Annotated in this window: 26 protein-coding genes and 3 pseudogenes; 5 read left to right on the forward strand and 24 right to left on the reverse strand. The window is 33.7% G+C overall.

Going from position 1 to position 23496, the window contains the following annotated elements:
- Nucleotide 1: 1 nt before the first annotated feature.
- The 13 genes and pseudogenes from arsA to NCCP28_RS22370 all read right to left on the reverse strand — a co-directional run bounded on the left by arsA (nt 2) and on the right by NCCP28_RS22370 (nt 11963).
- Nucleotides 2–1786: an arsenical pump-driving ATPase gene (gene arsA, locus NCCP28_RS22310; RefSeq protein ID WP_182103614.1), complete on the reverse strand. Its 1785-nt coding sequence runs from the start codon at nt 1784–1786 to the stop codon at nt 2–4.
- 16 nt (nt 1787–1802) lie between these two features.
- Nucleotides 1803–2171, reverse strand: a complete 369-nt coding sequence (arsD, locus tag NCCP28_RS22315; RefSeq protein WP_182103615.1) for an arsenite efflux transporter metallochaperone ArsD — start codon at nt 2169–2171, stop codon at nt 1803–1805.
- Nucleotides 2172–2194: 23 nt separating this feature from the next.
- Entirely contained in the window at nt 2195–3493 is a 1299-nt protein-coding gene (locus tag NCCP28_RS22320; RefSeq protein ID WP_182103616.1) for an arsenic transporter, read from the reverse strand.
- 15 nt (nt 3494–3508) lie between these two features.
- Complete coding sequence (locus tag NCCP28_RS22325; protein ID WP_182103617.1) at nt 3509–3868, reverse strand: ArsR/SmtB family transcription factor; 360 nt, start codon at nt 3866–3868, stop codon at nt 3509–3511.
- Nucleotides 3869–4060: 192 nt separating this feature from the next.
- On the reverse strand, nt 4061–4399 hold the full coding sequence (locus NCCP28_RS22330; protein ID WP_182103618.1) for an ArsR/SmtB family transcription factor: 339 nt from the start codon (nt 4397–4399) through the stop codon (nt 4061–4063).
- A 106-nt stretch (nt 4400–4505) separates the two neighbouring features.
- Nucleotides 4506–4715: a hypothetical protein gene (locus NCCP28_RS22335; RefSeq protein ID WP_127739786.1), complete on the reverse strand. Its 210-nt coding sequence runs from the start codon at nt 4713–4715 to the stop codon at nt 4506–4508.
- A gap of 21 nt (nt 4716–4736) precedes the next feature.
- Nucleotides 4737–6107, reverse strand: a complete 1371-nt coding sequence (locus NCCP28_RS22340; protein ID WP_182103619.1) for an NAD(P)-binding domain-containing protein — start codon at nt 6105–6107, stop codon at nt 4737–4739.
- Nucleotide 6108: 1 nt separating this feature from the next.
- Nucleotides 6109–6636 (reverse strand): arsinothricin resistance N-acetyltransferase ArsN1 family A, encoded by a 528-nt coding sequence (locus tag NCCP28_RS22345; protein ID WP_237944443.1) that lies wholly within the window; start codon nt 6634–6636, stop codon nt 6109–6111.
- 70 nt (nt 6637–6706) lie between these two features.
- Complete coding sequence (locus NCCP28_RS22350) at nt 6707–7165, reverse strand: MarR family winged helix-turn-helix transcriptional regulator (RefSeq protein WP_182103621.1); 459 nt, start codon at nt 7163–7165, stop codon at nt 6707–6709.
- Nucleotides 7166–7646: 481 nt separating this feature from the next.
- Nucleotides 7647–8351 (reverse strand): annotated as a pseudogene (locus NCCP28_RS22355) (transposase); the annotation flags it as partial.
- A 280-nt stretch (nt 8352–8631) separates the two neighbouring features.
- Nucleotides 8632–8841, reverse strand: coding sequence for a DUF2187 family protein (locus NCCP28_RS22360; protein WP_182103622.1), 210 nt, complete (start codon nt 8839–8841; stop codon nt 8632–8634).
- Nucleotides 8842–9208: 367 nt separating this feature from the next.
- Nucleotides 9209–10135, reverse strand: coding sequence for a Ger(x)C family spore germination protein (locus tag NCCP28_RS22365; protein WP_455749417.1), 927 nt, complete (start codon nt 10133–10135; stop codon nt 9209–9211).
- 176 nt (nt 10136–10311) lie between these two features.
- Nucleotides 10312–11963, reverse strand: a pseudogene (locus NCCP28_RS22370) (APC family permease).
- Between the two features lie 336 nt (nt 11964–12299).
- Here NCCP28_RS22370 and NCCP28_RS22375 point away from each other — a divergent pair.
- The 3 genes from NCCP28_RS22375 to NCCP28_RS22385 all read left to right on the forward strand — a co-directional run bounded on the left by NCCP28_RS22375 (nt 12300) and on the right by NCCP28_RS22385 (nt 14909).
- On the forward strand, nt 12300–13664 hold the full coding sequence (locus NCCP28_RS22375) for a TrkH family potassium uptake protein (RefSeq protein WP_237944442.1): 1365 nt from the start codon (nt 12300–12302) through the stop codon (nt 13662–13664).
- A gap of 532 nt (nt 13665–14196) precedes the next feature.
- Entirely contained in the window at nt 14197–14691 is a 495-nt protein-coding gene (locus NCCP28_RS22380) for a CBO0543 family protein (RefSeq protein WP_182103624.1), read from the forward strand.
- 38 nt (nt 14692–14729) lie between these two features.
- Nucleotides 14730–14909, forward strand: coding sequence for a hypothetical protein (locus NCCP28_RS22385; RefSeq protein ID WP_182103625.1), 180 nt, complete (start codon nt 14730–14732; stop codon nt 14907–14909).
- Between the two features lie 392 nt (nt 14910–15301).
- Here NCCP28_RS22385 and NCCP28_RS23995 read toward each other — a convergent pair whose 3' ends face one another.
- From NCCP28_RS23995 to NCCP28_RS24005, 4 genes and pseudogenes are all read right to left on the reverse strand, one after another.
- Nucleotides 15302–15454, reverse strand: coding sequence for a Tn3 family transposase (locus NCCP28_RS23995; RefSeq protein ID WP_455749416.1), 153 nt, complete (start codon nt 15452–15454; stop codon nt 15302–15304).
- A 58-nt stretch (nt 15455–15512) separates the two neighbouring features.
- Nucleotides 15513–15713: pseudogene (locus tag NCCP28_RS24000) on the reverse strand (Tn3 family transposase).
- A gap of 575 nt (nt 15714–16288) precedes the next feature.
- Nucleotides 16289–16489 carry a DUF4158 domain-containing protein gene (locus NCCP28_RS22395; RefSeq protein WP_182103627.1) on the reverse strand — a complete coding sequence of 67 codons (201 nt, stop codon included), beginning with the start codon at nt 16487–16489 and terminating at the stop codon, nt 16289–16291.
- A gap of 568 nt (nt 16490–17057) precedes the next feature.
- Nucleotides 17058–17273 (reverse strand): YunG family protein, encoded by a 216-nt coding sequence (locus NCCP28_RS24005; protein WP_455749418.1) that lies wholly within the window; start codon nt 17271–17273, stop codon nt 17058–17060.
- A gap of 364 nt (nt 17274–17637) precedes the next feature.
- On the opposite strand from NCCP28_RS24005, the gene lgt reads away from it, so the two are divergent.
- Entirely contained in the window at nt 17638–18435 is a 798-nt protein-coding gene (lgt, locus tag NCCP28_RS22400; protein WP_182103628.1) for a prolipoprotein diacylglyceryl transferase, read from the forward strand.
- A 4-nt stretch (nt 18436–18439) separates the two neighbouring features.
- Entirely contained in the window at nt 18440–18844 is a 405-nt protein-coding gene (locus NCCP28_RS22405; RefSeq protein ID WP_182103629.1) for a YidH family protein, read from the forward strand.
- 659 nt (nt 18845–19503) lie between these two features.
- Here NCCP28_RS22405 and NCCP28_RS22410 read toward each other — a convergent pair.
- The 7 genes from NCCP28_RS22410 to NCCP28_RS22440 are packed head-to-tail and all read right to left on the reverse strand — an operon-like array spanning nt 19504 to nt 23484.
- Nucleotides 19504–20280: a sulfite exporter TauE/SafE family protein gene (locus tag NCCP28_RS22410; protein WP_182103630.1), complete on the reverse strand. Its 777-nt coding sequence runs from the start codon at nt 20278–20280 to the stop codon at nt 19504–19506.
- Nucleotides 20281–20329: 49 nt separating this feature from the next.
- Nucleotides 20330–20557, reverse strand: coding sequence for a sulfurtransferase TusA family protein (locus NCCP28_RS22415; RefSeq protein ID WP_182103631.1), 228 nt, complete (start codon nt 20555–20557; stop codon nt 20330–20332).
- A gap of 23 nt (nt 20558–20580) precedes the next feature.
- Entirely contained in the window at nt 20581–21708 is a 1128-nt protein-coding gene (locus NCCP28_RS22420) for an MBL fold metallo-hydrolase (protein ID WP_220459919.1), read from the reverse strand.
- Between the two features lie 46 nt (nt 21709–21754).
- Nucleotides 21755–22150: a DsrE/DsrF/DrsH-like family protein gene (locus NCCP28_RS22425; RefSeq protein WP_233315226.1), complete on the reverse strand. Its 396-nt coding sequence runs from the start codon at nt 22148–22150 to the stop codon at nt 21755–21757.
- An 18-nt stretch (nt 22151–22168) separates the two neighbouring features.
- Entirely contained in the window at nt 22169–22744 is a 576-nt protein-coding gene (locus NCCP28_RS22430; RefSeq protein WP_237944267.1) for a sulfurtransferase TusA family protein, read from the reverse strand.
- Nucleotides 22745–22797: 53 nt separating this feature from the next.
- On the reverse strand, nt 22798–23094 hold the full coding sequence (locus NCCP28_RS22435) for a rhodanese-like domain-containing protein (RefSeq protein WP_182104616.1): 297 nt from the start codon (nt 23092–23094) through the stop codon (nt 22798–22800).
- Between the two features lie 27 nt (nt 23095–23121).
- Nucleotides 23122–23484 (reverse strand): rhodanese-like domain-containing protein, encoded by a 363-nt coding sequence (locus NCCP28_RS22440; protein ID WP_127742321.1) that lies wholly within the window; start codon nt 23482–23484, stop codon nt 23122–23124.
- Nucleotides 23485–23496 lie beyond the last annotated feature (12 nt).

The raw sequence follows: 23496 nt of genomic DNA on the forward strand, positions 1-23496 counted from the left end.
ATTATCTTCCTCCATCATCAGAAAAGTAATGTTTCTGTATTTGCTTGTAGCCAATAATTTCTTCTGGTTCCCATGGAATAATAGCAACTTTATCATTGAGTTCTTTTATCTTTTTCATCCAAATTTTTTCGGCTTGTGCTTTTTGTTCTAAGATGGGATCTGTTGTCTCAGTTGCATATAAACTCTGATTAATTACCCACCAACTTGTTTTAATATCTGCTCTTAATAGATCTTCTTGTAACCTCTGAGCTTCTAAGACTGGCGTCGCCTCTGCTAGTGTAGTAATAATCACACTTGTTTCATTCCGGTTACGTAACCTTGGTAATAGCTGTTGGACACTTAATGGTACATCACCATTCGCTTTTTTAATCTCTTTATGATAAGATTCAGCAGCATCTAATAACAACAGAGTATGACCTGTCGGAGCTGTATCAATAATAACCACTTCTTCATTAGAACGGCTAACTACCTCAGCGAAGGCACGAAATACTGCTATTTCTTCCGTACATGGTGAATTTAAGTCTTCTTCAAGGTAAGAAAGGCTATCTTGGTCCATATCATTTTTGGCTTTTTCTAGAACTTCTTTTCTATACTTATCTACTTCCACCTCTGGATCAATACGGCTAATTGTTAAATTATCGTGCAAGTTTCCGTCAAACATAAACATGTTTCCAATATGAGCTGCAGGGTCTGTAGTAGTTAAATGAACTCTCTTCCCTTTGTCAGCTAATCCAACTGAAATAATAGAAGCAAGTGTGGTCTTACCAACTCCACCTTTCCCCATGGTAAAAATAACTCTATTATTATTTTCATGAAGGTCTTCAACCATTTCCTCGATAGGACTATAATTCAATCCCTTTATTGATGTAGATTCATTTTTGTTAATATCTTCTGTATCAATAAATAATCTTCTGAAATTAGATATACCTGTTAATGAATATGGAACAAAAGGTAAGAAATACTGGGAAAGTCCATTCAATCCTATTGGCATATTCTTTAATGACTGGGATTGGCGTTGGTGAAAAACTTCAGAAATTCTATCACCTTTTGTAAAGCTTTTTAATATACCATTTATAATAATCACTTGATTTTTAATACCTATTACTTTTAACTCTTTCGAAGCTCGCTCTGCCTCATTTAGCGAGAACTTTTCTGGCCTAGAAACAAGAATTAATTTGGTTTGATCTGGGTCAGATAAAACTTGAACTGTGGTTTCATAAACTTCTTTTTTTCTATCCAATCCAGAAAGTGGACCAAGACACGAAGCACCATGAGTTGATTCATCTAAATATCCAGTCCAAGCTGTCGGTAATTGCAAAAGCCTTAAGGTATGACCAGTTGGCGCCGTATCAAAAATAATATGGTCAAAGTTTGATACAATTTGTGGGTTGGATAATAAGTTCGTAAATTCATCAAAGGCTGCTATTTCTACTGTGCAAGCACCCGATAATTGTTCTTCCATTTGGGCTATAACTATTTCTGGTAACTTATCACGATAAGGACCAATAACATTATTTTTATAACTTACTGCAGCCTGTTCTGGATCTATGTTACAAATTGATAGACCTTTCACTCCTTTAACTTCAGTAGGTTCATTGGATAACTCCATTTCGAATACGTCTTGAAGATTGGAAGCCGGATCAGTGCTTACAAGAAGGACTTTTTTATTCCCATCAGCTAACGCTATCGCAGTTGCAGATGCAGTAGAAGTTTTTCCTACCCCACCTTTTCCAGTGAAAAATAAAAATGGGGTACCTTCGAGAGCAAGTGGATTAAATTTTTCCATGTGCCAGTTTTCCTCCTTATTTGTTATCTATTTGGATGAACTGTAATGGAGTTAAAGGTTTCTTTTCCACTAATTCTGTTTCTTCTAATGAATACCATTTTGCTAATTCCTCAGTAGTAGGATAGCTGGCTTCCTTTACTATTTCTCCATTTAATATAACTACCGGTAAACAATCTGTTCCTTTTTCATGCAACAACTTATTTACTTTGTTATTCTCAACAAAAGCCCCTGGGTCGTTAGCAAGATTAAACCTTTCGATAGAGAAACCCTTTTTACCTAACTGAAATATTGCTGATGCAATTCTTGTTAGTTCAGGATCAACTGATGGCCCACATACGCCTGTTGAACAGCACATTGCCGGATCAAATATTTGTACTTTTGTCATTATTAACTCCCCTTTATTTCTTATTATGAAAGGATGGAAAGCCACAGATATAAACCTATTAGAGTAATTAATAGGGTTGGAATAGTTAGGACGATACCTGTTTTGAAATAAGTACCCCATGATATTTTTACACCCTTCTGAGACAGAACATGAAGCCATAATAAAGTAGCTAATGAACCAATTGGTGTTATCTTAGGACCTAAATCAGAACCAATTACATTGGCATAAATCAACCCTTCTCTGATTATTCCAGTAGTATTTGTATCTGCAATTGCTAAGGCATCAATAAGTACGGTTGGCATATTATTCATAATGGACGATATAATAGCCGCAATGAATCCCATTCCAATAGTTGCAACGAATAACCCCTGGTCTGCAGTTGCTTGAATAACATTTGAAAGTAAGTCTGTCAAACCAACATTACGTAGTCCATAAATAACCACATACATTCCAATGGAGAAGAATACAATTGCCCATGGAGCACCTTTAATTACTTTCTTAATAGATACAGCAGAGCTTCTTCTTGCAAAAACTAGGAAAATAATTGCGATTACACCAGCGATGATTGAGACTGGAATAGAAAGAAATTCGCTTACGAAATAGCCAGTAAGTAATACAGCCAATATCACCCAAGATAAACGAAACATTTTCAGGTCTTTGATTGCATCTTGTGGTACTTTTAATTGATTTAAATCATAAACCTTTGGAATCCTCTTACGGAAATATAAATACAACACGAGGATACTTGCCACTAAAGAGAATAAATTCGGTACGATCATTCGGGAAGCATATTCTACAAATCCGATATCAAAGAAATCAGCAGAAACAATGTTTACCAAATTACTCACAACTAAAGGTAAAGATGTAGTATCAGCAATAAAACCACTTGCTATGATAAAGGGAAAAACCATCTTCTCTTCTAACTTCAACGCTCTAACCATCGCTAGAACGATTGGCGTTAAAATTAGGGCTGCCCCATCGTTTGCAAATAACGCAGCAACAATTGCTCCTAATATAGAAACATAAACAAACATCTTTAGACCGTTACCACCAGCAACCCTTGCCATATGTAGAGCTGCCCATTCAAAGAAACCAATTTCATCTAAGATTAATGAAATGATTATGATTGCTACGAAAGCCAATGTAGCATTCCAAACAATTCCTGTTACATCGACTACATCATTGAAATCAACTACGCCTACAAGAAGTGCTAAGATTGCACCGCCGCATGCGGACCAACCGATTGATAGGTTTTTCGGCTGCCAAATAACTAAAGTTAAAGTTAATAAAAAGATAATTATTGCTAGTATTGTTTGTAGCAAAGCTGTTAACCTCCATTAATAACATGTAATTCTTAAACCTTTTTCCTCTAACCAATCAAACTTCTCTCGTTGGCTAGGAACATGTTTTAATAATTCTCTTACTAATAGGTAGTATTCACTCGTTGTATTTAAAGAATAAACCACCCATTGTCCTTTTCTTTGTTCCTTAACAATTCCAAGGTCTCTCATTTTCCGTAGGTGCTGGCTAATAGATGGCTGTGACATCTGAAAAATTTCAACAAATTCGCAGACACAGCATTCTTGTTCAGCCAACATACTTACCATGGATAATCTTGTTTTGTCTCCTAAGAGTTTTAAAATATTGGCTGTATCCTTTACATCTATTACCTTTAAAGATTTATCTTCTTTTATCATTTTTATCCACCTCCCTTAACAGACTAATAATAATTTATATAAACATATTATTATTTACTTATATAAAGTCAAAAAATAGCCTTTATTGACTCATGTAGTAAACAAGTACTTTGCGCATATAATTATATGCTTATATATTAATTTATAAAAAAGTTAATGTCAATCACATTAAACATTAACCCCTTAACTTATTTAATCACATGAAATTCGCAATCCATTTTCTTCAAGCCAAATAAATTTTTCTTTTTGGCTCGGTACGTACTTTAAGATATCTTTTATCATAAAGAAGTATTGATTTTGTTGATCTAGAGAATAGATAACCCATTGCCCTTTTCTTTGTTCTTTAACCAAACCGGAATCCTTTAATTTTCTTAGATGTTGACTTATAGCTGGTTGAGACATTTGAAAAACATCGACAAACTCACATACACAGCAATCGTTTATCATAAGCATTCCCATTATGGATAATCTTGTCTTATCACCTAAAAGTTTTAAAATATTCGCTGTAATTTCTAATTGTTCTGAAGACATATTAATCATCCATTTCCGTTGAATTAACTTTATCATATAGTTGAGTACCATAGTATGCAAGAAAATAGGAGTTACCTTAACACCTATTTCCTTGCATCAATGCTAATTAATTAGCTAATTCTTTCTCTAATTCATTATAAGCTTGGATGAAATTGTTATAAGATATGTTTCCAAGCGTTTTTGCTTGATTCTTAAATAACCTCGTAAAGGTCTTCTCTCTTGCCATTTCAACTGACCCTCCCATACTGGTCATTATAAGTGTCAAGTAGGCTTTAAAGTACTCTTTACTTAGATTACCTCCATTATTTATAACCATAATACTCCCTCATTATTAATTTTATGAGCAACAAGAATCCGTTTCACAACTACTATCACTTTTAATATTTGAGAAATTCACACTGCAAACCCCAGTTTCAGGTAAATCTAGCTCTACTTTTTCTGCTGCTTCAATATCCCCTGCAATATATGCAGCAATCGAACGTACCTGTTCATATCCAGTAGCCATTAAAAAGGTTGGCGCCCTCCCATAGCTTTTAGAACCAACTACATATAGGTTCTTCTCCGGTTGTCTCAGTACCTTTTCTCCATGCGGTCGAACTGTTCCACAACTGTGTAGATTAGGATCAATTAAAGGAGATAGTTCCTCCACACTTTCCGTTGCAAAATCTACTTTTGTACGTAATTCGCTCAAGAAAGAATAGTTAGGTCGATTCCCTGTATTGACTATTACTTCATCAATTAGCTCAATCTCTGATTTTACACCTTTTATTTCGCCAATAATGGTTATGGTTGAGGTATTATTCTTTTTTAGTTGCTCTATTTTAAAGGAAGTGTACACTTGTATTATCCCTTTATCGACCATTTCATGGATTTTGCTCCCTAATAATCCTCTTGCTTTCAATGCATCCTTCTCTTCTCCACCATATGCATCTTCTACATGCTCTTTTCGAATAACCCATAAAATTTCTGTTGAAGGGTTCTTTTCCTTTAATATCCCTAATTCTAACAAAGCATTAATGGCAGAGTGCCCACTTCCTATAACTGCTACTTTCTTATTTTTGTAACGGCTTATACTTTCTCCCAAGATATCAGGTAAACCATAAGCGATGTTTTCCTTGAGGTGTTTTTCTGATTCTAACCAAACTCCACTAGAGTTTGCTGGGTTAGGATTTCCCCAGGTACCAGTAGCATCAATAACAGCTCTTGCTTCAATAGCTTGGATAGTGCCTTCATGCTCTGTATAAATAACAAATGGAACATTCTCTCGGTTAGCAGTCTTCAATTTATCGATATTTTTTTTTGCTATAGAAATGACTTTTGTATTTAAGGCTATTACTTCTTGTATTTCTGGAATCTTTGATAAAGGGATTAAATAATTTTCTACTAGTTCTTTACCGGTAGGTATTTCTTCTAAATTCGGCTTTTCCCATTTATATTTCTCTAATAAAGAAGATGCTGCTTTATCAATGTTATATTTCCACTGTGAGAATAACCTTATATGTTTCCATGTTAGAATGTTTGCTCCCACTTCGGTTCCAGCTTCTAGTAGAATAACTTTTTGCTTATATTGAATCAAATGAGCTGCAGCAGCTAAACCAACGGGACCTGCCCCAACAATAGCAATAGGTAGTTCTTTATCGATAGTCGTTTTTACTTGAGATTCATCAGATGGCTGACAGCAAGATGATAAGATATTAAATTCAGACATATTAATTACTCTCCTTTGTATTCAACAAATAGTAATTTTGATCAAAAAGCAGCTTTTCCATTATCATTACATCTACAAATTTGCCTCTTAATCTTCCTTGATTTTTAAATAATCCAACCTCCCTATAGTTTAGCTTTCGGTATAAACCTTGGCCTAAAGTATTTATAGGAAATGTAGAGAGCACAAGTTTGTAGAAATCCTGTGATTTTGCTTCTTCTTCTAAGACATGTAATAGTTGCTGTCCTATTCCTTGTCCCCTAAATCCCCTATGTATATATATGGATAGTTCTCCTACGCCATAATAAGCAGCCCTAGTATTATATGGGTTTATGGAAGCCCAACCCATAATTTCTCCTCGTTCATTTGTTGCAACAAAAGCGCAATGTCTTCCACTATGAAGACTAAACCAATTGTTTATATAATTTTCATCTTTTAAATCTTCTTCGAATGTGGCTAATCCATCTTCAATGCCTTGATTATAAATCTCTAATATTTCTAATAAGTCCCTTTCCTCCACTTTCCTAATCACTTCTTCTACCTCCTCAATTGACTTGTTCATTAATTGACTTTATCAAATATAATATTTAATGAAAGCCACCTTATTTGGTGGCACAACTACCTAATCCATTATTTTTATTCATTGCAACCAATAGCAAACTTAGACTTTCCAAAACCTGTTGATGCTTATCTTCCTGTATATGTTCGAAAATATTACCGAGATACTCCACCATTTGATTGGAAATTTCATCTGCCTTCGATTCCCCTTCATCTGTTAGTGACAGAAGGACATATCTTCTATCATTAGGATCTGGAACTCTTGAGATGAAGTGAAGCTCAACCAATTTATTCACTTGACGACTTAAAAGTCCTGTATCCATCATTAATTTTTCTGCCAATGTCTGTTGAGATATATTCGGACTTTTACTTAACTCATAGACAATGTGACTTTGTGATACTGTAATTCCACAACAGTCAGAACCATCTTTTTGAAGAAGTCCAAAGTCCCTTACCAACTGTTGTAACAATTCACGTATTTGAATTTTATCCTGTGTTTTCATATATCATCGCCTCAAATTAAATGTTAACGTCATTAATTGATAATGTCAAATGTTTTTTCTTATTAAACTAAACTCCCTCAATAAACAAACAATTATCTCTTAAATACGCAGCTTTTCTCCATATTGCTATCTAACTTGTTTAACTTTACAGATTTGGTTAGAGAGAAAAGAGCACAATCAAGCTGTTTACGAAGAAACTGAGCGCAAGAAACTAGCCAACCTTCGGTTCATTTCAAAAAGTTGGATAAATAGGTATGTACGCACCAATGGATGTCCACATATCTTACGGGGGTCTACCCTCCCAAGTCTCACAGAGTCTACGCTCCTACATTCCTTCGTTCAACCTTTCCATAAGGTGGATGTTGGTCATGCTGCCCTACAGGATCTTGTCCTTACGTTAGTTCCGTTGCCGACTAATCCCATGCTGATTTTGTCTGTTCATCTGTTCAAATCTATTTGTTAATAGTTAGTTTTTTAGTGATTAAGCTGCTATTGGTTCTTGGATAAATGCATGCATATGGGGGATGTCCTTCAACATCTTCTCCTCTTTAAACACAAACTGTTTCTTACCAATAGAGAAGAGTATACGGATGAGCTTATTACACAAAGCAATTAAAGACTGCATCTTTTTCAACGGATTATCAGGTCTCGTTGTGTAATATTGATGCAGGGCTTTAAAGGCTTTATTCTTGGCTACTAGAATCATAGATGCCCGAAACAGTAGTGCCCTTAATTTCTTTCGACCACGTTTCGTAATCCTGGTTCTCCCTTTATGCTTTCCTGATGTATTTTCTTTTAAGCTAAGCCCTGCCAGTTTGGTTATTTGACGAGGATGATTGTATTCACTCAAATCACCTACTTCAGCGAAAAAACCCGCCACTGTATCGCGTCCAATTCCCGTTATTTCTAACATTTGATCAACGCCTGGAATATCTTGAAGTAGTGTATCCAGAGTTTGGTCAAGCTCTTCGAACTTGGCTTGAATGAGTTCATACTTTTGGATTAACGTTCTTAATTCCATTTTAGCCATCATGGCACCCTGACGGATGCCAATCGAGCGATTGGCGGCTTCTTTTAAAGCTTGAATCTTCTTAATCCCTATACTACGTTTCACTGCTTGCCTTAGGTATTCTAGTAATTCCTCTTCTGTATATCTCACCAGTTCTTCTGGTAATGCTTGAAGCTGAGACCTCCGAGTAGATATTTTGTCCTTTTTAGCTGGCTGGCTCAGGACACATTTATCTTATCAAGAGGTCTTTTTTCTTTCAAATCGCATTTTCAGTTATTACAGGAATGCTGCCATGTTTGTGACACAAGATGGATCTCTATACTTATTATAGGAATGCTGCCATGTTTCTACCAAAACCTATTTTTCTTCATTTATTACAAGAATACTGTCATTCCAATAACATAAAAAAGGCTGCTAATTGCAACCTTTGAATAAAAAAATATGTATTAGAAATAAATTAAGCAACTGTTCCGTTCTTGTCTATAATCTTGTATTTGTTATTATTCACCAATGTTAAATTAGTCTCATAATGTAATTTTTCAGCAATATCACTGTCTATTTTTACAATTACACTATTCTCCAAAAAAATTGTTACATAACCTAAAACATCATAGCTAGCCCTTTTAAAATGAACAAATTGACCTATGGATGCTTTTTTATTTCTCATTTTTCCCATTCCTTTCTGTATAGCTTGTTTCTTCCAATTTAATACTAAATAAATGCCAAAAATAGCTCTGAGCTTCTAAGAATTTTATGTATTTTGTTGCAAATATTTAAAATTTATCCCCCAAATAAATAAGGTTCAAACTTTTTAATGATTTAATAATGGGAATATATAAAATAGGTTACTGGTTCATGTCATGTACACCTTAAGAGAAATTTATGATTAAAAAGAGCTTGCGATAATTCACCTATTATAAGATTTTCTTTTGTCCATAATTGATACGGGAATTGTCCAACTACTGGATTGTTTTTGTGAAGACTTATATACTTTCGCTTCTCTGATGGTTATAAAAAAAAGGAAATCTCCCCTCTCATTTCATAATTGCCGGATCTTTTCTTAATCCACTTCTTTTGATTTCTGAATTAAAATTAATATGTATTTGTGCTTTAGCATACCCATCATCCCAATTGTCTTTATATTGTTTAAAATGCTTATAATCCTGGTCTCTAAGCAACTCACCTAACCCAAAAATATCCGCATTAAATTCCTCTTTTGTTTTATTAATAAATTCTTTTATTTCTTTTTCCATCTTTTTGTTAATTGAATCTTCTAATCCCTCAAACGCAAAAATGTCTTTAAAATTGTGATAAATATCAGTACCTTCTAAAGTACCTTCCGTTTCTATTTTAATATGAAAGTTAGGTACTCCATTTAAATCTTTCGCAGAAACTTCTGTTTTAGAAGCAGTAATACGATAACCAAACTTTCCTTTTCCAAAAATTGATGTTATTACTGTACTCTTAATTTTATTTTGTACAAAAAGCATATCCCTTATTTCATACAAGGAGGCATAGCCAACAAGTTTCCCCGCTTTTAAAACAGCCAAGGAGTCAACAATTACTTGACTCTCAGGTTGTTCACTTTTCATATTTTCTACATTTCCCCCTTTTTTCGGATCACCAGCTAATTTAACCGCTGCAAGTACGGGAGTTTGGCCCTGAGAATTATATATCCGAACATAATCATTTAATTTAATATCTGGTGCTCCACCCCAATCTTTTTGCATCGTCGTTAATTGGGTAAATAGCTTCAGAGAAGCACTTTTTTTATACATATTATTTACTTGTAAAATATCACCGGCACTGTTCCCTTTTACAATAACGATACTAAAATCATCTCTTATTTCTCTGTTTCGATCTACAAAATCCAAAAACCCCAACATTCCCTTTTTCGTAACTTCTTCGCTTATGGCCAACAATCTCATATGAGAATAGATAGGGCGAGTGGCAGCGGCAATATTAAACTTGTCCTATCCCAACATCCAGCCAAGAGAATAATTAAAAATATAAGGAATAAATAATTTAACCATTTCATACCTTTGCTCCTCAGGTTGTATTTCTACTAGTTTGTGAATAATTGGATTTATTATCCTAAAAAAAAGATACCCTTTTTAGGTATCTTTTTTCTTATAGATTATTCTTTAAAATGGTAAGGTACCGTTGAAACAATAACATTTCTTTTATATAGAAGGAAGGTCCTAATTAACAAGCTAGACTGGTTATGCAAAATATTATGCCATCCTTTTCGTAGTACAAACTGTGGTATAACTACTGTTACTCGATAATCTGACTCTCCTGCTTTATATTCCACCGTATCAATAAATTTAGTTAAAGGCTGGATAATACTTCGATATTGGGAATGTAAGGTAACAAGACGGACATCCGGTTGCCATTGATTCCACTTCTCTTCAAATCTCTTCTCATCCTCACGGCTAAACGCCACATAAACAGCAATTAATTTATCAGGATTTAACGATTTTGCATAGGCAAGAGAATTGTTCACAACACGAGTAATACCTGCAACTGGTACAACTATAACATTGCCTGATATATCTTTCACTTCAGCTAAGTCAGTAATTCGCAATTGTTCTCCTACAGAATCATAATGTTTTTTTATCTTATAAAACACATACACAATAACCGGAACGAATACCAATACAGGCCATACTTGTGGGAACTTTGTAAGGAAGAACATCATGGTCACTATGAAGCAAATAATAGCACCCAATGCATTAATAATAAGTTTCCCTTTCTACCCTTCTGGTTTTTCTCGCAACCATTTAAGGACCATCCCTGTTTGGGATAAAGTAAACGGAATGAATACTCCTACCGCATATAAAGGAATGAGTGACTCTGTTTTTCCTTCAAATACAATAATCAGGATAATGGAAAAGAAAGCTAAAAACAAAATACCATTTGAATAACCTAGACGATCTCCTCTAATGGTAAACATTCTAGGAATAAACTTATCTTTTGCTAAGTTTACTGCTAATAACGGGAATGCCGTATACCCTGTATTAGCTGCTAAAATAAGAATAAGTGCCGTTGTACCTTGAACAAAATAATACATTCCGTTTCTACCGAATATTTCTTCTGCAATTTGGGAGACCACTGTTACATCTTCACGTGGAGAAACTCCTTAAAAATAGGCTAGAGAAACAATTCCAGTAAATAAAATGGCTAGTAACACACCCATCGCTATTAGCGTTTTAGCAGCATTATTAGGTGCCGGTTCTTTAAAATTAGGTATTGCATTTGAAATGGCCTCGACACCTGTTTAATGCCGAGCTACTAGAAGCAAATGCTCTAAGGAGCAAGAATAAAGTTACCCCTTGAATGGGAGTACCAATTGGTGAATGTAATTGCTCTGATACTTAGTAAAGCTGATGTAATAGCATCTGTTCCAGCAGAGACACTTACAGCAACAGTTAAAATATAATCAACTAACAAAGAACTACCAGCAACCAATCCGACATTAGTTCCTAGATTATTTTTTGATACAACGTATGCGCCTCCACCATGTGGATAAGCAAAAATGATCTGACGGTAAGATAATATTAAAGCAGTTAGTAAAACTAGTACGCCCAAAGCAATGGGCAAAGAATACCAATAGGCTGCCGTACCTAACGTTACTAATACTAATAATATCTGTTCCGGTCCATAAGCCACGGAAGATAAAGCATCGGATGAGAGTATGGCCAATGCCTTTTTCTTGTTGATTCTTTGCTCTCCTAATGCATTCGATTTTAATGGTCTTCCAATTAATAATCTCTTTAGCGAAATCATTTTACACCTCTAAATTATTATTCAGTTATTATAGTCCCCTTAACTAATAAAACAACACGTATTGTTGCAAGGAAACTTGTTTATCATACTACTGCATAAAGATACTGTAAATAGTCGTTTTTAGAAAAAAGACTATTTACAGTTCAGTTCTACTCATTTAAAACTTAGAAGCAAAAAAATAATATAGTCAATTATTTTTTTGTGATATATTAACATCCATAAAGTAAAGAATAAGATTCCAAGATCTAGTTAAATCATTAAAAATCTATTTGTTGTAAATAAAAAATAAGTGTAAAATTCACTTGAATACTGATAATTAATAATTGGAGGATAATTGTGAAAATAACTAAACCGGAAGGTATAAATATTATTGGGAGTTTCTTGAAGTTTAATCCTGCACAAGTATTATCCATTGGATTCCTTTCTCTTATCTTTGTGGGTGCATTTCTCCTCATGTTGCCTATATCAACAAATGATGGATATGAACTTTCTTTTATTGATGCTATATTTGAAGCAACTTCTGCCGTTTGTGTTACTGGATTAGTTGTAGTTGATACTGGTACGACTTTTACAGTATTTGGTCAATGTGTTCTTTTATTTTTAATCCAAACTGGTGGATTGGGATTCATGACCATTGGAGTTGTCATCGCTATATTCCTTGGTAAGAATATTGGATTAAAAGGAAGATTGATCATTCAAGAATCTTTAAATCAGCTTTCACTGGAAGGTATGGTACGACTAGTAAAATTCATCCTCCTTTTTACCTTACTATTCGAGGCAATTGGTGCTTTGTTCTTAGCAATTCGTTGGTCTGCTGATTTTGGTTTCCCAACTTCTATCTATTATGGTATATTTCACTCTATTTCGGCCTTTAATAACGCAGGATTTGATATTATGGGAGATTATCGTAGTATCACTGGCTATGCCGGTGACTTTACTGTAGTTTTTATTCTAACTTCTTTATTACTCATTGGAGGTCTGGGCTACACGGTTATATTAGATATTTGGAAAAGAAGGTTTTCAGGAAAGCTTTCCTTACATTCAAAATTAGTCTTATGGATCACAGCCTTTCTTATCATTCTTCCTACAATTCTTATATTTGTATTAGAATTTAATAATCCTGGAACATTGGGTCCCCTATCTCTAAAAGATAAATTTTTAGGAGCTTATTTTCATGCAGTAGTCCCAAGAACTGCTGGGTTTAACAGTTTAAATATGCCTGAATTAACACTGAGCACTCAGTTTATTACGATGATTTTAATGTTTATTGGTGGAGGTTCAGGTGGAACTGCTGGAGGAATTAAAGTGACAACATTTATTATCATTCTTCTTGCCGTCTGGAACTTAATTCGGGGAAATGATGATATAAACATAATGGAAAGACGTATTCCCAAAGATTTAGTATATAGGGCTTTCGCTATAACAGTATATTCTATAGGTATCGTTTCATTTATTTTGTTTATTTTAACCATTACAGAAGATGCACCATTAAATGTAATCCTATTTGAAGTAATTTCCGCTTTTGCAACTGTAGGCATGTCATTAGGAATAACCCCTGATTTAAGTCCCGTTGGCAAAATTGTTATTTCCCTTCTAATGTTCATTGGACGAGTTGGGCCATTGACAATAGCCTTTGCATTAGCCAAAAAACATAATAAATTACCTTATAAATACGCAGAAGAAAAAATTATGATTGGTTAAAATTCCATACTACATACTCTTATAATAATCTTCCTACTAAGGAGGATTATTTATATTTTGTGAAAGATTACAATGAAATTAAACGGCCTTGCTACATAAATAAGGCGAAAATCATTTAGTCCTATCTCTTACAGTGTATAGAATCCCATTATATATAGACTAATGTATAGAAATCTAAGGAGGTATTCACACACTGAATATTATAGGTGGAAATATGGATTTCAAAGAAAAGCCCCCTTTTAACCGAAAAAGTTGCTGTTTAAAAGTTTTATAACTCTCATTTAAATATAAACCTGTTTTTTTCATTCAAGTAAATATCTTTTTTGATATGTCAACAAAAGGACATGCTGCATATTATATTACTAGGTTTTTCAATTGTTTGCCTCCAGCCTATTTTTTTCTACGCTCTTGGAAAGTAGAATCTAAATAGTGTTAAGGTACCAACAAATTACTGATTTAGTTAATCATAAATAAACTCATAATAACTTCTCCTATTTAGGTTAAATTAATAAAAAATATAGGAGGATTAAGGATGAAGAAAAGGAAGCAGGAAAAAATCCTATTACGAACATTTTTTATTATATCTATAGTGGCTTTTCTTAACATACTTCGAAAACCGCCATTAAAAGATTGGCTAATTATTTTCTTATTAAAAAGTTATATCGCCTCCATTTTAGATAATCTTTTAGTGAAAAAGGGATATTTAAAATACCCAGTAAAAACATTAAAAACTTTTGATATTAGTGTTTTATTTAGTTATCTTCTTTTTCCTGTGACCTGCATTTATTTCAACCAAGCAACTAAAAATTCAAATATATTAGACATATTTATTAAATGCTTTTTATTTAGTTTTCCATCTGCCGTTGCTGAACATTGGATTGAAAGGAAAACAAATTTAATTAAATATAAAAAATCTTGGACTTCCTTACATAGTTTCTTTTCCATTGCAGCAACCTTTTTATTTGTTCGATTTACTATGATACTTATTAGAGTAGTGGCTTCTAAGCAACTAAGAAAAACTGATTGATTAACCGCTTACCTTCGCATACGTGAAGGTTTCCTTGTTTGTTTTATACAGTTGAGGACAAAGAGAATGAATATGAATGCAGATATGAAGGAGGGTTAGGTTCTGGCGGACATATGTCACTTGACTATATTGTATCACCTCCTTTGCCTGATGATATGACTCGAATTCGGTTGATTTTTAAAGAGTATGATGAACCATATAAAAGCCTACAGGTCTAAAATTTTTTATTACCGTGGGTAAATAATACCTTCTTTAACTGACGTAAGAAGATTCCGAGTTGCGATTAGCAACTCATTTTTTTTTATTGTAACTAATATGGCAGCATTCGTATTAATGTAGAAATCTATTCTTTTGGAACAAACGGGACGAAAGTTGTTGTTTTATACGAAATCAACCAAAAACTTTAACCTAGCCTTAAAAAAAGCATCTTTATAAGTTAAAACGCTTAGGGGTCTATATAAACCCCAAGCATTCTTTTTTTTGACAATTAATGAATTATGGAATAGATTTTTTAATACAAATCTATTCTTCCCTTTTAATAAAGGGCAAAACTAGGTCATGTATTGATAAGCCTGTATTTTCGAGTATTGCCCTTAAAAAATCATGTAGTCTAGCGCCCATTTTCAGCATTAATCCCTTCACCACCAAAGAAGATCCACTTGCTAAACCCATTAAAGGCTTCACTTTTATAGGTAGCAGCTTGAATAGTTCCTCTCAGTTCATCGTCAGCCATATATTTTAATAAAAACATGGTTCGTATCACTCTTCCAAGCTCATGAAACGCCTGATACAGCTTGTTCTTTTTACTGTATGTCCCTAGTTTACTTGAGAATGGTAGATGGAGTAATTTTACCTGACTGGATTGACATAGCTACTCTAATCATATCTGGATAATGAGTCTCAATGAGATCCAAATCGATTTCTCCTTAAAAAAGTTCATCAATATGCTCATAGATCTCTTCTTTACAAGGACGGAATAATTTTAAATCTTTCCAATTTCGAATCCTAGGCAACAGCTGAATACCTAGTAAAGAAGAAAGCCCAAAGACTGTTGTACTATGTCCCTGAGTATCGGAAGGAGAATTTCGGGTTGAATATCGGCTTTATCATTCATCAAAATGTCTAAAATATGGATTCCTTCCCATACTCCACAAGGAAATAAAATTGCTGAACAAAGCTATAGGTATCGGAAACGTCATAATAGCCAATACCACAATATCCTCCATAAAGAATATGGTTTCGGATAGAAGGTTTGCTCATATAAATCCCATTTGAATCCGCCAACTGTCGGCTGAAGCTCTCCTTCCATCACCCCCGATTTTTGGAAGATTGAATTGGTTATAGGCATTGATAATATATTGAATGGCTTTGTCTAAGTTTAATTGTTACATGACACTGATTAATCCATGCTATTTGTTTTCTATCTAAACTTCCTATGAATCGGGCCTTTTGAGTTGGTCCTAAATTATATCCATAGAAAAAAGGCATTTATAATGTATCGTTCTACTTCGCTGTCTAATTCATCATTTAGTGCATGGTCTATCTGATGATAGATGGCACGATAGTATTTATTTCTAACGTCATTAGCTGTATTTTTTTAAGTATTATAGACAGATAATTCGTATCGTTGACAGATTAATTCCTCAATTGCAGCATTGATTAAGTCGGTCGGATCATCTTTGCTAAATGTTAAATTGGTCATTGTATGAACCGACATTTGTTGGGCCAGATGATCAAACGGGCGAATCTGAAGATAATCTCGAACAAAGAGAAAATGGCGTGGCCGTTCTCGTTTCAATATACGTCTTCCACTCTTCTACGGCTGGCAAAGCAAGCGTGCCTTTTTCGCAATATGCATAGCAATCGCTTCCGGAACATTGATCATCTGGATAAAAAATCCAAGCTTCTGTACAGTTTTGATTAAAACGAGTAATGCTAATTGCTATAAGGTTCCTTTAGACTTAACCTCTGCCCATTTGATTACACTTACTGTTGGGGTGTACACTTCTTCCAAGTCTTTCTCCGTCAGATTAATTTTAAACAGAGGATAAATAGTATCCTGAATACTTGGCAATAGGTTTTATCTGATTCTCCGTTATTTCCATAATGACCCCTCAACCTACGAATCGCTTCCGTACCCCGTATTTTTCAAAAATATAAGTTTGTACAGTAACTAGCACATATTCACAAAATTGAATATATTGTATATTTGTTCATTTCATTTGGCTACCTGATATTAAGTTGGGTAGTTTTTTTGTTTGAAGAGAAGAGAATATAAATTACTAATTTTTAATAATTTTTGAACTCCATTCTTTAGGTAGTTATTTATTGAATAACACTTCTTCTCTTCTAGTCAGCATAACTAACTAATGGCAGGGTGCTTTATACTGAGTCGATGTAATGCCATAACAAAACCCATTTATGCGGTTATAATAATGCCAACATCCTAATACTTTAGTTTTTAATATCTCCCCACCAAATAGATCATTTACAACTAATGGATACTCCCTATTGACCTTTTGTGGGATTTTTAAGTGACCAAAGAGTACTTCTTTAATATTTAGAGATTTGTAGTTATATATTGAATCATGTTACTAAAAAACAAGTGTTCAATCGCTTTTATAGTATAGATTAAGCAAGAAGTAGGAAATACGGTCGATATGCACTAGGACTATCGATTGTAAAATGGTAATTGGATTTTTTATTGCTGAGTCTTAGAAATTAATAATGTGTATGGGGAAAGCGAAGCTCCTAGATACTTTTCTTCTAGATTTACAAGGAATAACTTTTACTAAATGTGAGTCTATTCTTTACAGAAATTGTGTGTCTAGTATTTTTTAAAGTGAACGTGTCTTTATTTATTGAGGAACGGGAAAGTTCATTTTTTTATAGGTAATAATTATGTTATTATTGATAAGGAAAGTATAACTTTTGGAGGTGTTAAGTATGAACGATGTACAAACATTAAACCCAATTGCATTTGAACTTGGACCGATTTCCGTTCATTGGTACGGTATTATAATTGCCTGTGGTATTATTCTAGGTTTATGGATAGCAACACGAGAAGCAAATCGTTTAGGATGGGATAAAGAAATTATAACTGATTTCATTATGATCGCCGCCCCAGTTGCAATCATTTGTGCGCGAATTTATTATATTGCATTTGAATGGGATTATTATTCTCAAAATCCTTCGCAAATTATTGCTATATGGCAAGGTGGAATTGCCATACATGGAGCGTTAATTGGTGCTGTTTTAACTGCAATCATATTCACAAGAACGAAAAAACTTTCTTTTTGGAAACTTACTGATATTGTTGCGCCAAGTTTAATTCTTGGACAAGCAATTGGTCGATGGGGAAATTTTATGAATCAAGAGGCGCACGGTGGGGAAACTACAAGGGCCTTTTTAGAAAGTATTTATCTTCCAAATTTTATTATTAATCAAATGTTTATTGATGGAAATTATTATGTACCTACCTTTCTATATGAATCTTCTTGGGACCTTTTAGGATTTGTTATTTTGTTCTATGTACTTAGAAAGTTGAATTTGAAGAATGGCGAGTTATTTTTAAGTTATCTTGTGTGGTATTCAATTGGAAGATTTTACGTTGAAGGTTTACGAACAGATAGTTTAATGTTGACATCGAACCTGCGCATTGCCCAAGTGGTTTCTTTAATATTAATTGGAATTAGTATAATCTTATTTTTATACCGAAGAAGAAAAATTCAAACTTCAGGTTGATTATATGAATAACAAACGAAAAGGTAGGCAAGATCAAGACCCCTTTATAAATAAACATAATCAACTAAAGTATGCTCAACAGCATTTAGCGAATGAAAGAACATATTTGGCATGGATAAGAACAGTAGTTTCAATTGTTGGAATAGGTTTTTTAACAACAAGTTTGCATTTTACAATTGGTGTTAGAAGAAATCTAATTATAGATATGTTCAGTGTTATTTTAGGTATTTTCGCATGTATTCTTGGAATTGCAGTCATTCTATTAGCAACAAAAAATTATTCTAAAAATAAACTTCAAATTTATGAGGAAAGGTTCAATCCTTCAAATATTAAAGTAAATATGGTTTCCACTTTTATGATTATTTTAATAATTATGGTTATAATTTATTTCTTATTGATAAAGTTTTAAAGTGCTAGGATCTTGAAAAGTTTAACTGAGAATTTTTACAGGTTTAGAAATAATCCATTTATTCCCCTATATCACATATCCTTTTATTTTATTTTTAACCCAATAAAAAATAAAAAAAATCGGAGTTCGTTCCAATTCATCCTTTTGTTGAATTGGAACTTTTGGTTTGTTGTTAGATACTCTTTATTATTTCTTTCAGAAAAGAATACGTTTGAACTGGGGGTTGATGTGATATGTTTTACATTTTTTGACCAAAATGAACGTGACAGGAAGGACCAGAGCAATGTAAAGGTTGCCACCAAGGACCGTGATGTGCATGAGAATATCCTTGATAGACTACTCCATTTAGGCCAGTTGTTACAGAAGGATACATATACTTACCTCCATTTTTTTTATTTTATGCATGATACCGTTAAGGGTAGGTTGTCTATTTAAGAATGGGTATTTGTGTAGTTGATAATCCAGCTAAGATTTCATTTTAAAATATAATTCTAAAAAACCACATGTATGGTGTACATTTATAAAGTTCTATCTAAAAACTTAACTTCTCTTCGTACCCTCTATTGAATAGAAAAAACTGCAGGTTTCTGCAGTTTTGAAATACTATTTCCAGGTATCATTATATTTATGGAATCCATTAATATTATGCAATATTAAGTTTATAAGATAGAGAACCAAGTCTTCACTGCTGTTGCTAAAATTAATAGACCCATTGCCCCTTGTAACACTTTTGTATTCAATTTTTTACCCATGTTGGCACCTATAGGCGAAGCAATTAAGCTCGCCACAACCATAATAAAAGCAGGTAGTATAGGTATATTTCCTGTTGCGATTTTTCCAGTAACAGCTCCAATGGATGAAATCAATGTAATGGCCAAGGAGGATGCAATCGTCATTCTTGTTGGTATTTTTAGGACTACTAGCATAATAGGAACTAACAGGAATGCTCCTCCTGCACCTACAATACCCGCACCTATACCCACTATGAACGCAAACAAAGATGCAAGCCATTTGTTAAACCTTACTTGATTAAAATGAACATCATCAACCCCTTTTTTAGGAATAAACATCATAATAACGGCAATAAGAGCTAAGATTCCATAAACAATATTTATTCCATTCTCCGGCATATGAGTAGAACTGAGCCCCCCTATAAAGCTTCCAGTTAAAATGCTTACTCCCATGTAAATAATCAATTTTTTATTTAGAAATCCATCCTTACGATAGGCTAAAACACCTCCGAGTGTCGCAAAAAACACTTGAATGGCTGTAATCCCTGAAACTTCATGTGCTGTAAAATGTCCTACGCCTAACATTACTGGTATATATAGTAACATGGGATAGTTGATGATAGCACCACCAATTCCTAACATCCCAGAAATAAAAGAACCAACAAATCCAATAACAAAAATTGTAGCTATAAAAGTTATATCCATTTTGTTACACCTCTTTAGAAAAAGGGAACCTTATTGGTCCCCTTTATTTTCAACCCTTTTTAATCCAGAATTTTAACACTCCATTTTCGTTTTCATGCTTTAATAAATCATGTCCTCCCGATTTAGCCCAGGCTGTTAAATCGTTTAGCGCTCCTTTATCCGTTGTATGGACTTCTAATACTTCACCTGTGTCAATATCTCCCATTGCTTTTTTTGTCTTTACAATCGGCATTGGGCACGCTAAGCCTTTAGCATCTAATACTTTATTTGAATCCATTTGTTATTCCTCCTATTTTATAATTAACGAACGGCACAACGGTTAGGTCCAATTTCCATCTCTCGTTGTTTATCTAATTCCGGGTTAATTTTCCCCATATTTGTTTCACGAATTTCTTGATATGCATTTGGTTGTGGCGGCAAGTTTTCTGTTACTAAATTTCTAAACTTATTTTCATCATCGATATTCAGTCCATGATTTTTTGTAAACAATTTCCCAAGTTTTTCTGCAACACTACCATCCTCATTTAACTCGTCTATAATCATAAAGTGTGCTGGTAGAACAATTAGTTCTTCTGACAATTCTTTGTAGCGTTTATATAAAGTCTCTCTTAAATCACTGACCCAGTCTTCCGCCATACCTGCCAAATCGGGTCTTCCGATAGAATCAATGAACAAAATATCACCTGACAGCAAGTATTTATTATCCACAATAAATGAAGTAGAACCAATCGTATGTCCAGGTGAATACAAAGCCGTAATATTAATAGTTGTATTACCAATGGTTACATCATTTCCGTTTTCTAATGGTTGGTAAGCAAAAGTCACTTCCGTTGCATCCTTAGGTGGTAACCAATAGTCAGCACCAGTTTTCTCTGCAATTGTACGTCCTCCGGAAATATGGTCAGCATGAAGGTGCGTATCAAATACGTGTGTAATTTTTACATTTTTGTTTACTGCAAAATCAAGATAGATATCCGTCATACGCGTTGAATCGATTACTGCTGCTTCTCCTTCCGATAACATCATGTAAGATAGACAGCCTTTACCAACTCGAACAAATTGATAAATTTCGCCACCATCATTCAAGTCACCTATTTTAACCGGTTCTAAATGTTCACTCCACTTTTTCATTCCACCCTTTAAATAGGAAACATTTAATCCAACATCAGAAAGCATTTCTGCTACCATTACAGATGAACCTTCCTTTGCACAAACAACTAGTACTTCTTTCTTAGTGGAGATTTCACCTATAATTTCATCCACACCATCAAGTAATTCAAAATAAGGAACATTTAAATATTCAAAGTTTTCCCCTTCAATCTTCCAATCGTTAAAATCACTCTCATTACGAACATCAAGAATAAACAACTCTTCTTTATTAAAAACTTTTTTCGTCACATCTTTTGAAGTCATTACAGAAACAGCCACCTTTATACCCCCTATGGTATTAATTTATTTAAAAAAATATATAATTTTAAAAAGTTAAAGTTACATCTGCATCCTTTGCAAATTCCAAAAATGTTACTGCTCCGCCTACTTCCATTCCATCGACAAAATTTTCTTTTTCTAATCCCATAACATCCATTGTCATTTGACAGCCTATAAAATTAACTCCCATTTCTTTTGCCATAGACACTAATTCTGGAATGGAAGGTACATTCGCTTTAATAAATCCTTCAGCAAGCTGTTCTTTACCTTCAGGCATGATTAAGTGCTTATATGCTTCCTTATGAATCAAATTCAACCCTTCAAAAGTAAAGAAAACAGATACTTCTTGATCAGTTGCTGCTGCCGCAGTTGCAATGTTAAAAACCTTATAAGCATCAAATAATCCACCATTACTTGCAATAATTGCTACTTTTTTGTTCATCGTTAATTCCCCCATTTTTTAATCATTTATACTACTTGTTTTCCCACTCCATTGACTCATACCTTGTTCAACATTAATTACATTATTAAATCCATTTTCAGTTAACTTTTGCGCAGCAAGATCGCTACGATTTCCTGTTCGACAAACTATATAAATTTCATCATTTTTGTTTAAAACATTCATTTTGTTTTCCAATTCTCCCAATGGGATAGAGATAGCGTTAGGAATATGGTTAAAAGCAAATTCTGCATTTTCTCTAACATCAATAACTACAATGTTCTTATCCACATCTATTTTCTTTTCTAGTTCTTCATTGCTAATAATATTTGGGTGTTTTTTTTCATTCGATTCTTCATTAGAAGATTTACGCAAATAATGCTTCAGCACTTCCCCTTCTTCTATTGTTCCTAGATATTGATGTCCAGTGCTTTCAGCCCACGCTTTCATGTCTGCTTTAGAGCCTTTATCCGTCGCTTGAACTTCCAATACTTGCCCTGCCTCTAAGTTTTTCATTTCTTTTTTTGTTTTAACAATTGGCATCGGACATGCTAAACCTTTTGCATCTAAAATTGTATTTGCTTTTAAGTTCTCCATTTTTCAGCCTCCATCACTTATACCTGTTAGGGTATTATTAGTTTTAAAAAAATTTATTCTACTTTTCCTTCCCAAGCAAGCATTCCACCAGTCATATTAATCACATTAAATCCATAATCTTCAAGGAATTGTGTGGCACGACCACTTCTTGCACCAGAACGGCAAACGATGATATAATCAATAGTCTTATCTAATTCATGCATGCGAAACTCAACTAAACCTAATGGGATATTTATAGCACTTGGTATTTTCCCAGTGGCAACTTCATCCACCTCTCGCACATCAATAATATTTAATTTCTTTCCTTCGTTTATTAGAGCCTCTACTTCTTTTACAGTCATTTGTTTCATTAGTTAGTTCTTCTCCTTCTGTTTATTTTAAAACCAAGCACCCATGCCGCCTTTGACGTTAGTTACGTTTTTAAAACCTAACCTTTTTAAGACTTTACTTGCTCGTTGACTTCTCATTCCACTTTGACAAATTACGATAACTTCTTTTTCCTTTGAAAGGTCTTTTTCTGCTAGTTGAGCTAGTTGATGGAGTGGTATATTTTTAAAACCTTTAATATGGTTTCCTTTAAACTCTCCATTTGTTCGAACATCCACAAATTGTTTGTTCTTATTATTTATTTCTTTTTTTAATTGATTAGTGGTAATATTGTTAATTCCCTTTATTGGTAAAAACCTTCTCATTATGAAAAATAGTACCAATGCAAGGACAAGATAATTTAAATATGTCATATTAAAACCTCC

Source organism: Niallia sp. NCCP-28, assembly GCF_023168165.1.
Lineage (GTDB): Bacteria > Bacillota > Bacilli > Bacillales > Cytobacillaceae > Niallia.

Coding starts and splice junctions, on each gene's coding strand:
- arsA (WP_182103614.1), bottom strand. CDS start 1,786: ATGGAAAAATTTAATCCACTTGCTCTCGAAGGTACCCCATTTTTATTT.
- arsD (WP_182103615.1), bottom strand. CDS start 2,171: ATGACAAAAGTACAAATATTTGATCCGGCAATGTGCTGTTCAACAGGC.
- NCCP28_RS22325 (WP_182103617.1), bottom strand. CDS start 3,868: ATGATAAAAGAAGATAAATCTTTAAAGGTAATAGATGTAAAGGATACA.
- NCCP28_RS22330 (WP_182103618.1), bottom strand. CDS start 4,399: ATGTCTTCAGAACAATTAGAAATTACAGCGAATATTTTAAAACTTTTA.
- NCCP28_RS22335 (WP_127739786.1), bottom strand. CDS start 4,715: ATGGTTATAAATAATGGAGGTAATCTAAGTAAAGAGTACTTTAAAGCC.
- NCCP28_RS22340 (WP_182103619.1), bottom strand. CDS start 6,107: ATGTCTGAATTTAATATCTTATCATCTTGCTGTCAGCCATCTGATGAA.
- NCCP28_RS22350 (WP_182103621.1), bottom strand. CDS start 7,165: ATGAAAACACAGGATAAAATTCAAATACGTGAATTGTTACAACAGTTG.
- NCCP28_RS22360 (WP_182103622.1), bottom strand. CDS start 8,841: ATGAGAAATAAAAAAGCATCCATAGGTCAATTTGTTCATTTTAAAAGG.
- NCCP28_RS22380 (WP_182103624.1), top strand. CDS start 14,197: ATGAAGAAAAGGAAGCAGGAAAAAATCCTATTACGAACATTTTTTATT.
- lgt (WP_182103628.1), top strand. CDS start 17,638: ATGAACGATGTACAAACATTAAACCCAATTGCATTTGAACTTGGACCG.
- NCCP28_RS22405 (WP_182103629.1), top strand. CDS start 18,440: ATGAATAACAAACGAAAAGGTAGGCAAGATCAAGACCCCTTTATAAAT.
- NCCP28_RS22410 (WP_182103630.1), bottom strand. CDS start 20,280: ATGGATATAACTTTTATAGCTACAATTTTTGTTATTGGATTTGTTGGT.
- NCCP28_RS22415 (WP_182103631.1), bottom strand. CDS start 20,557: ATGGATTCAAATAAAGTATTAGATGCTAAAGGCTTAGCGTGCCCAATG.
- NCCP28_RS22425 (WP_233315226.1), bottom strand. CDS start 22,150: ATGAACAAAAAAGTAGCAATTATTGCAAGTAATGGTGGATTATTTGAT.
- NCCP28_RS22430 (WP_237944267.1), bottom strand. CDS start 22,744: ATGGAGAACTTAAAAGCAAATACAATTTTAGATGCAAAAGGTTTAGCA.
- NCCP28_RS22435 (WP_182104616.1), bottom strand. CDS start 23,094: ATGAAACAAATGACTGTAAAAGAAGTAGAGGCTCTAATAAACGAAGGA.
- NCCP28_RS22440 (WP_127742321.1), bottom strand. CDS start 23,484: ATGACATATTTAAATTATCTTGTCCTTGCATTGGTACTATTTTTCATA.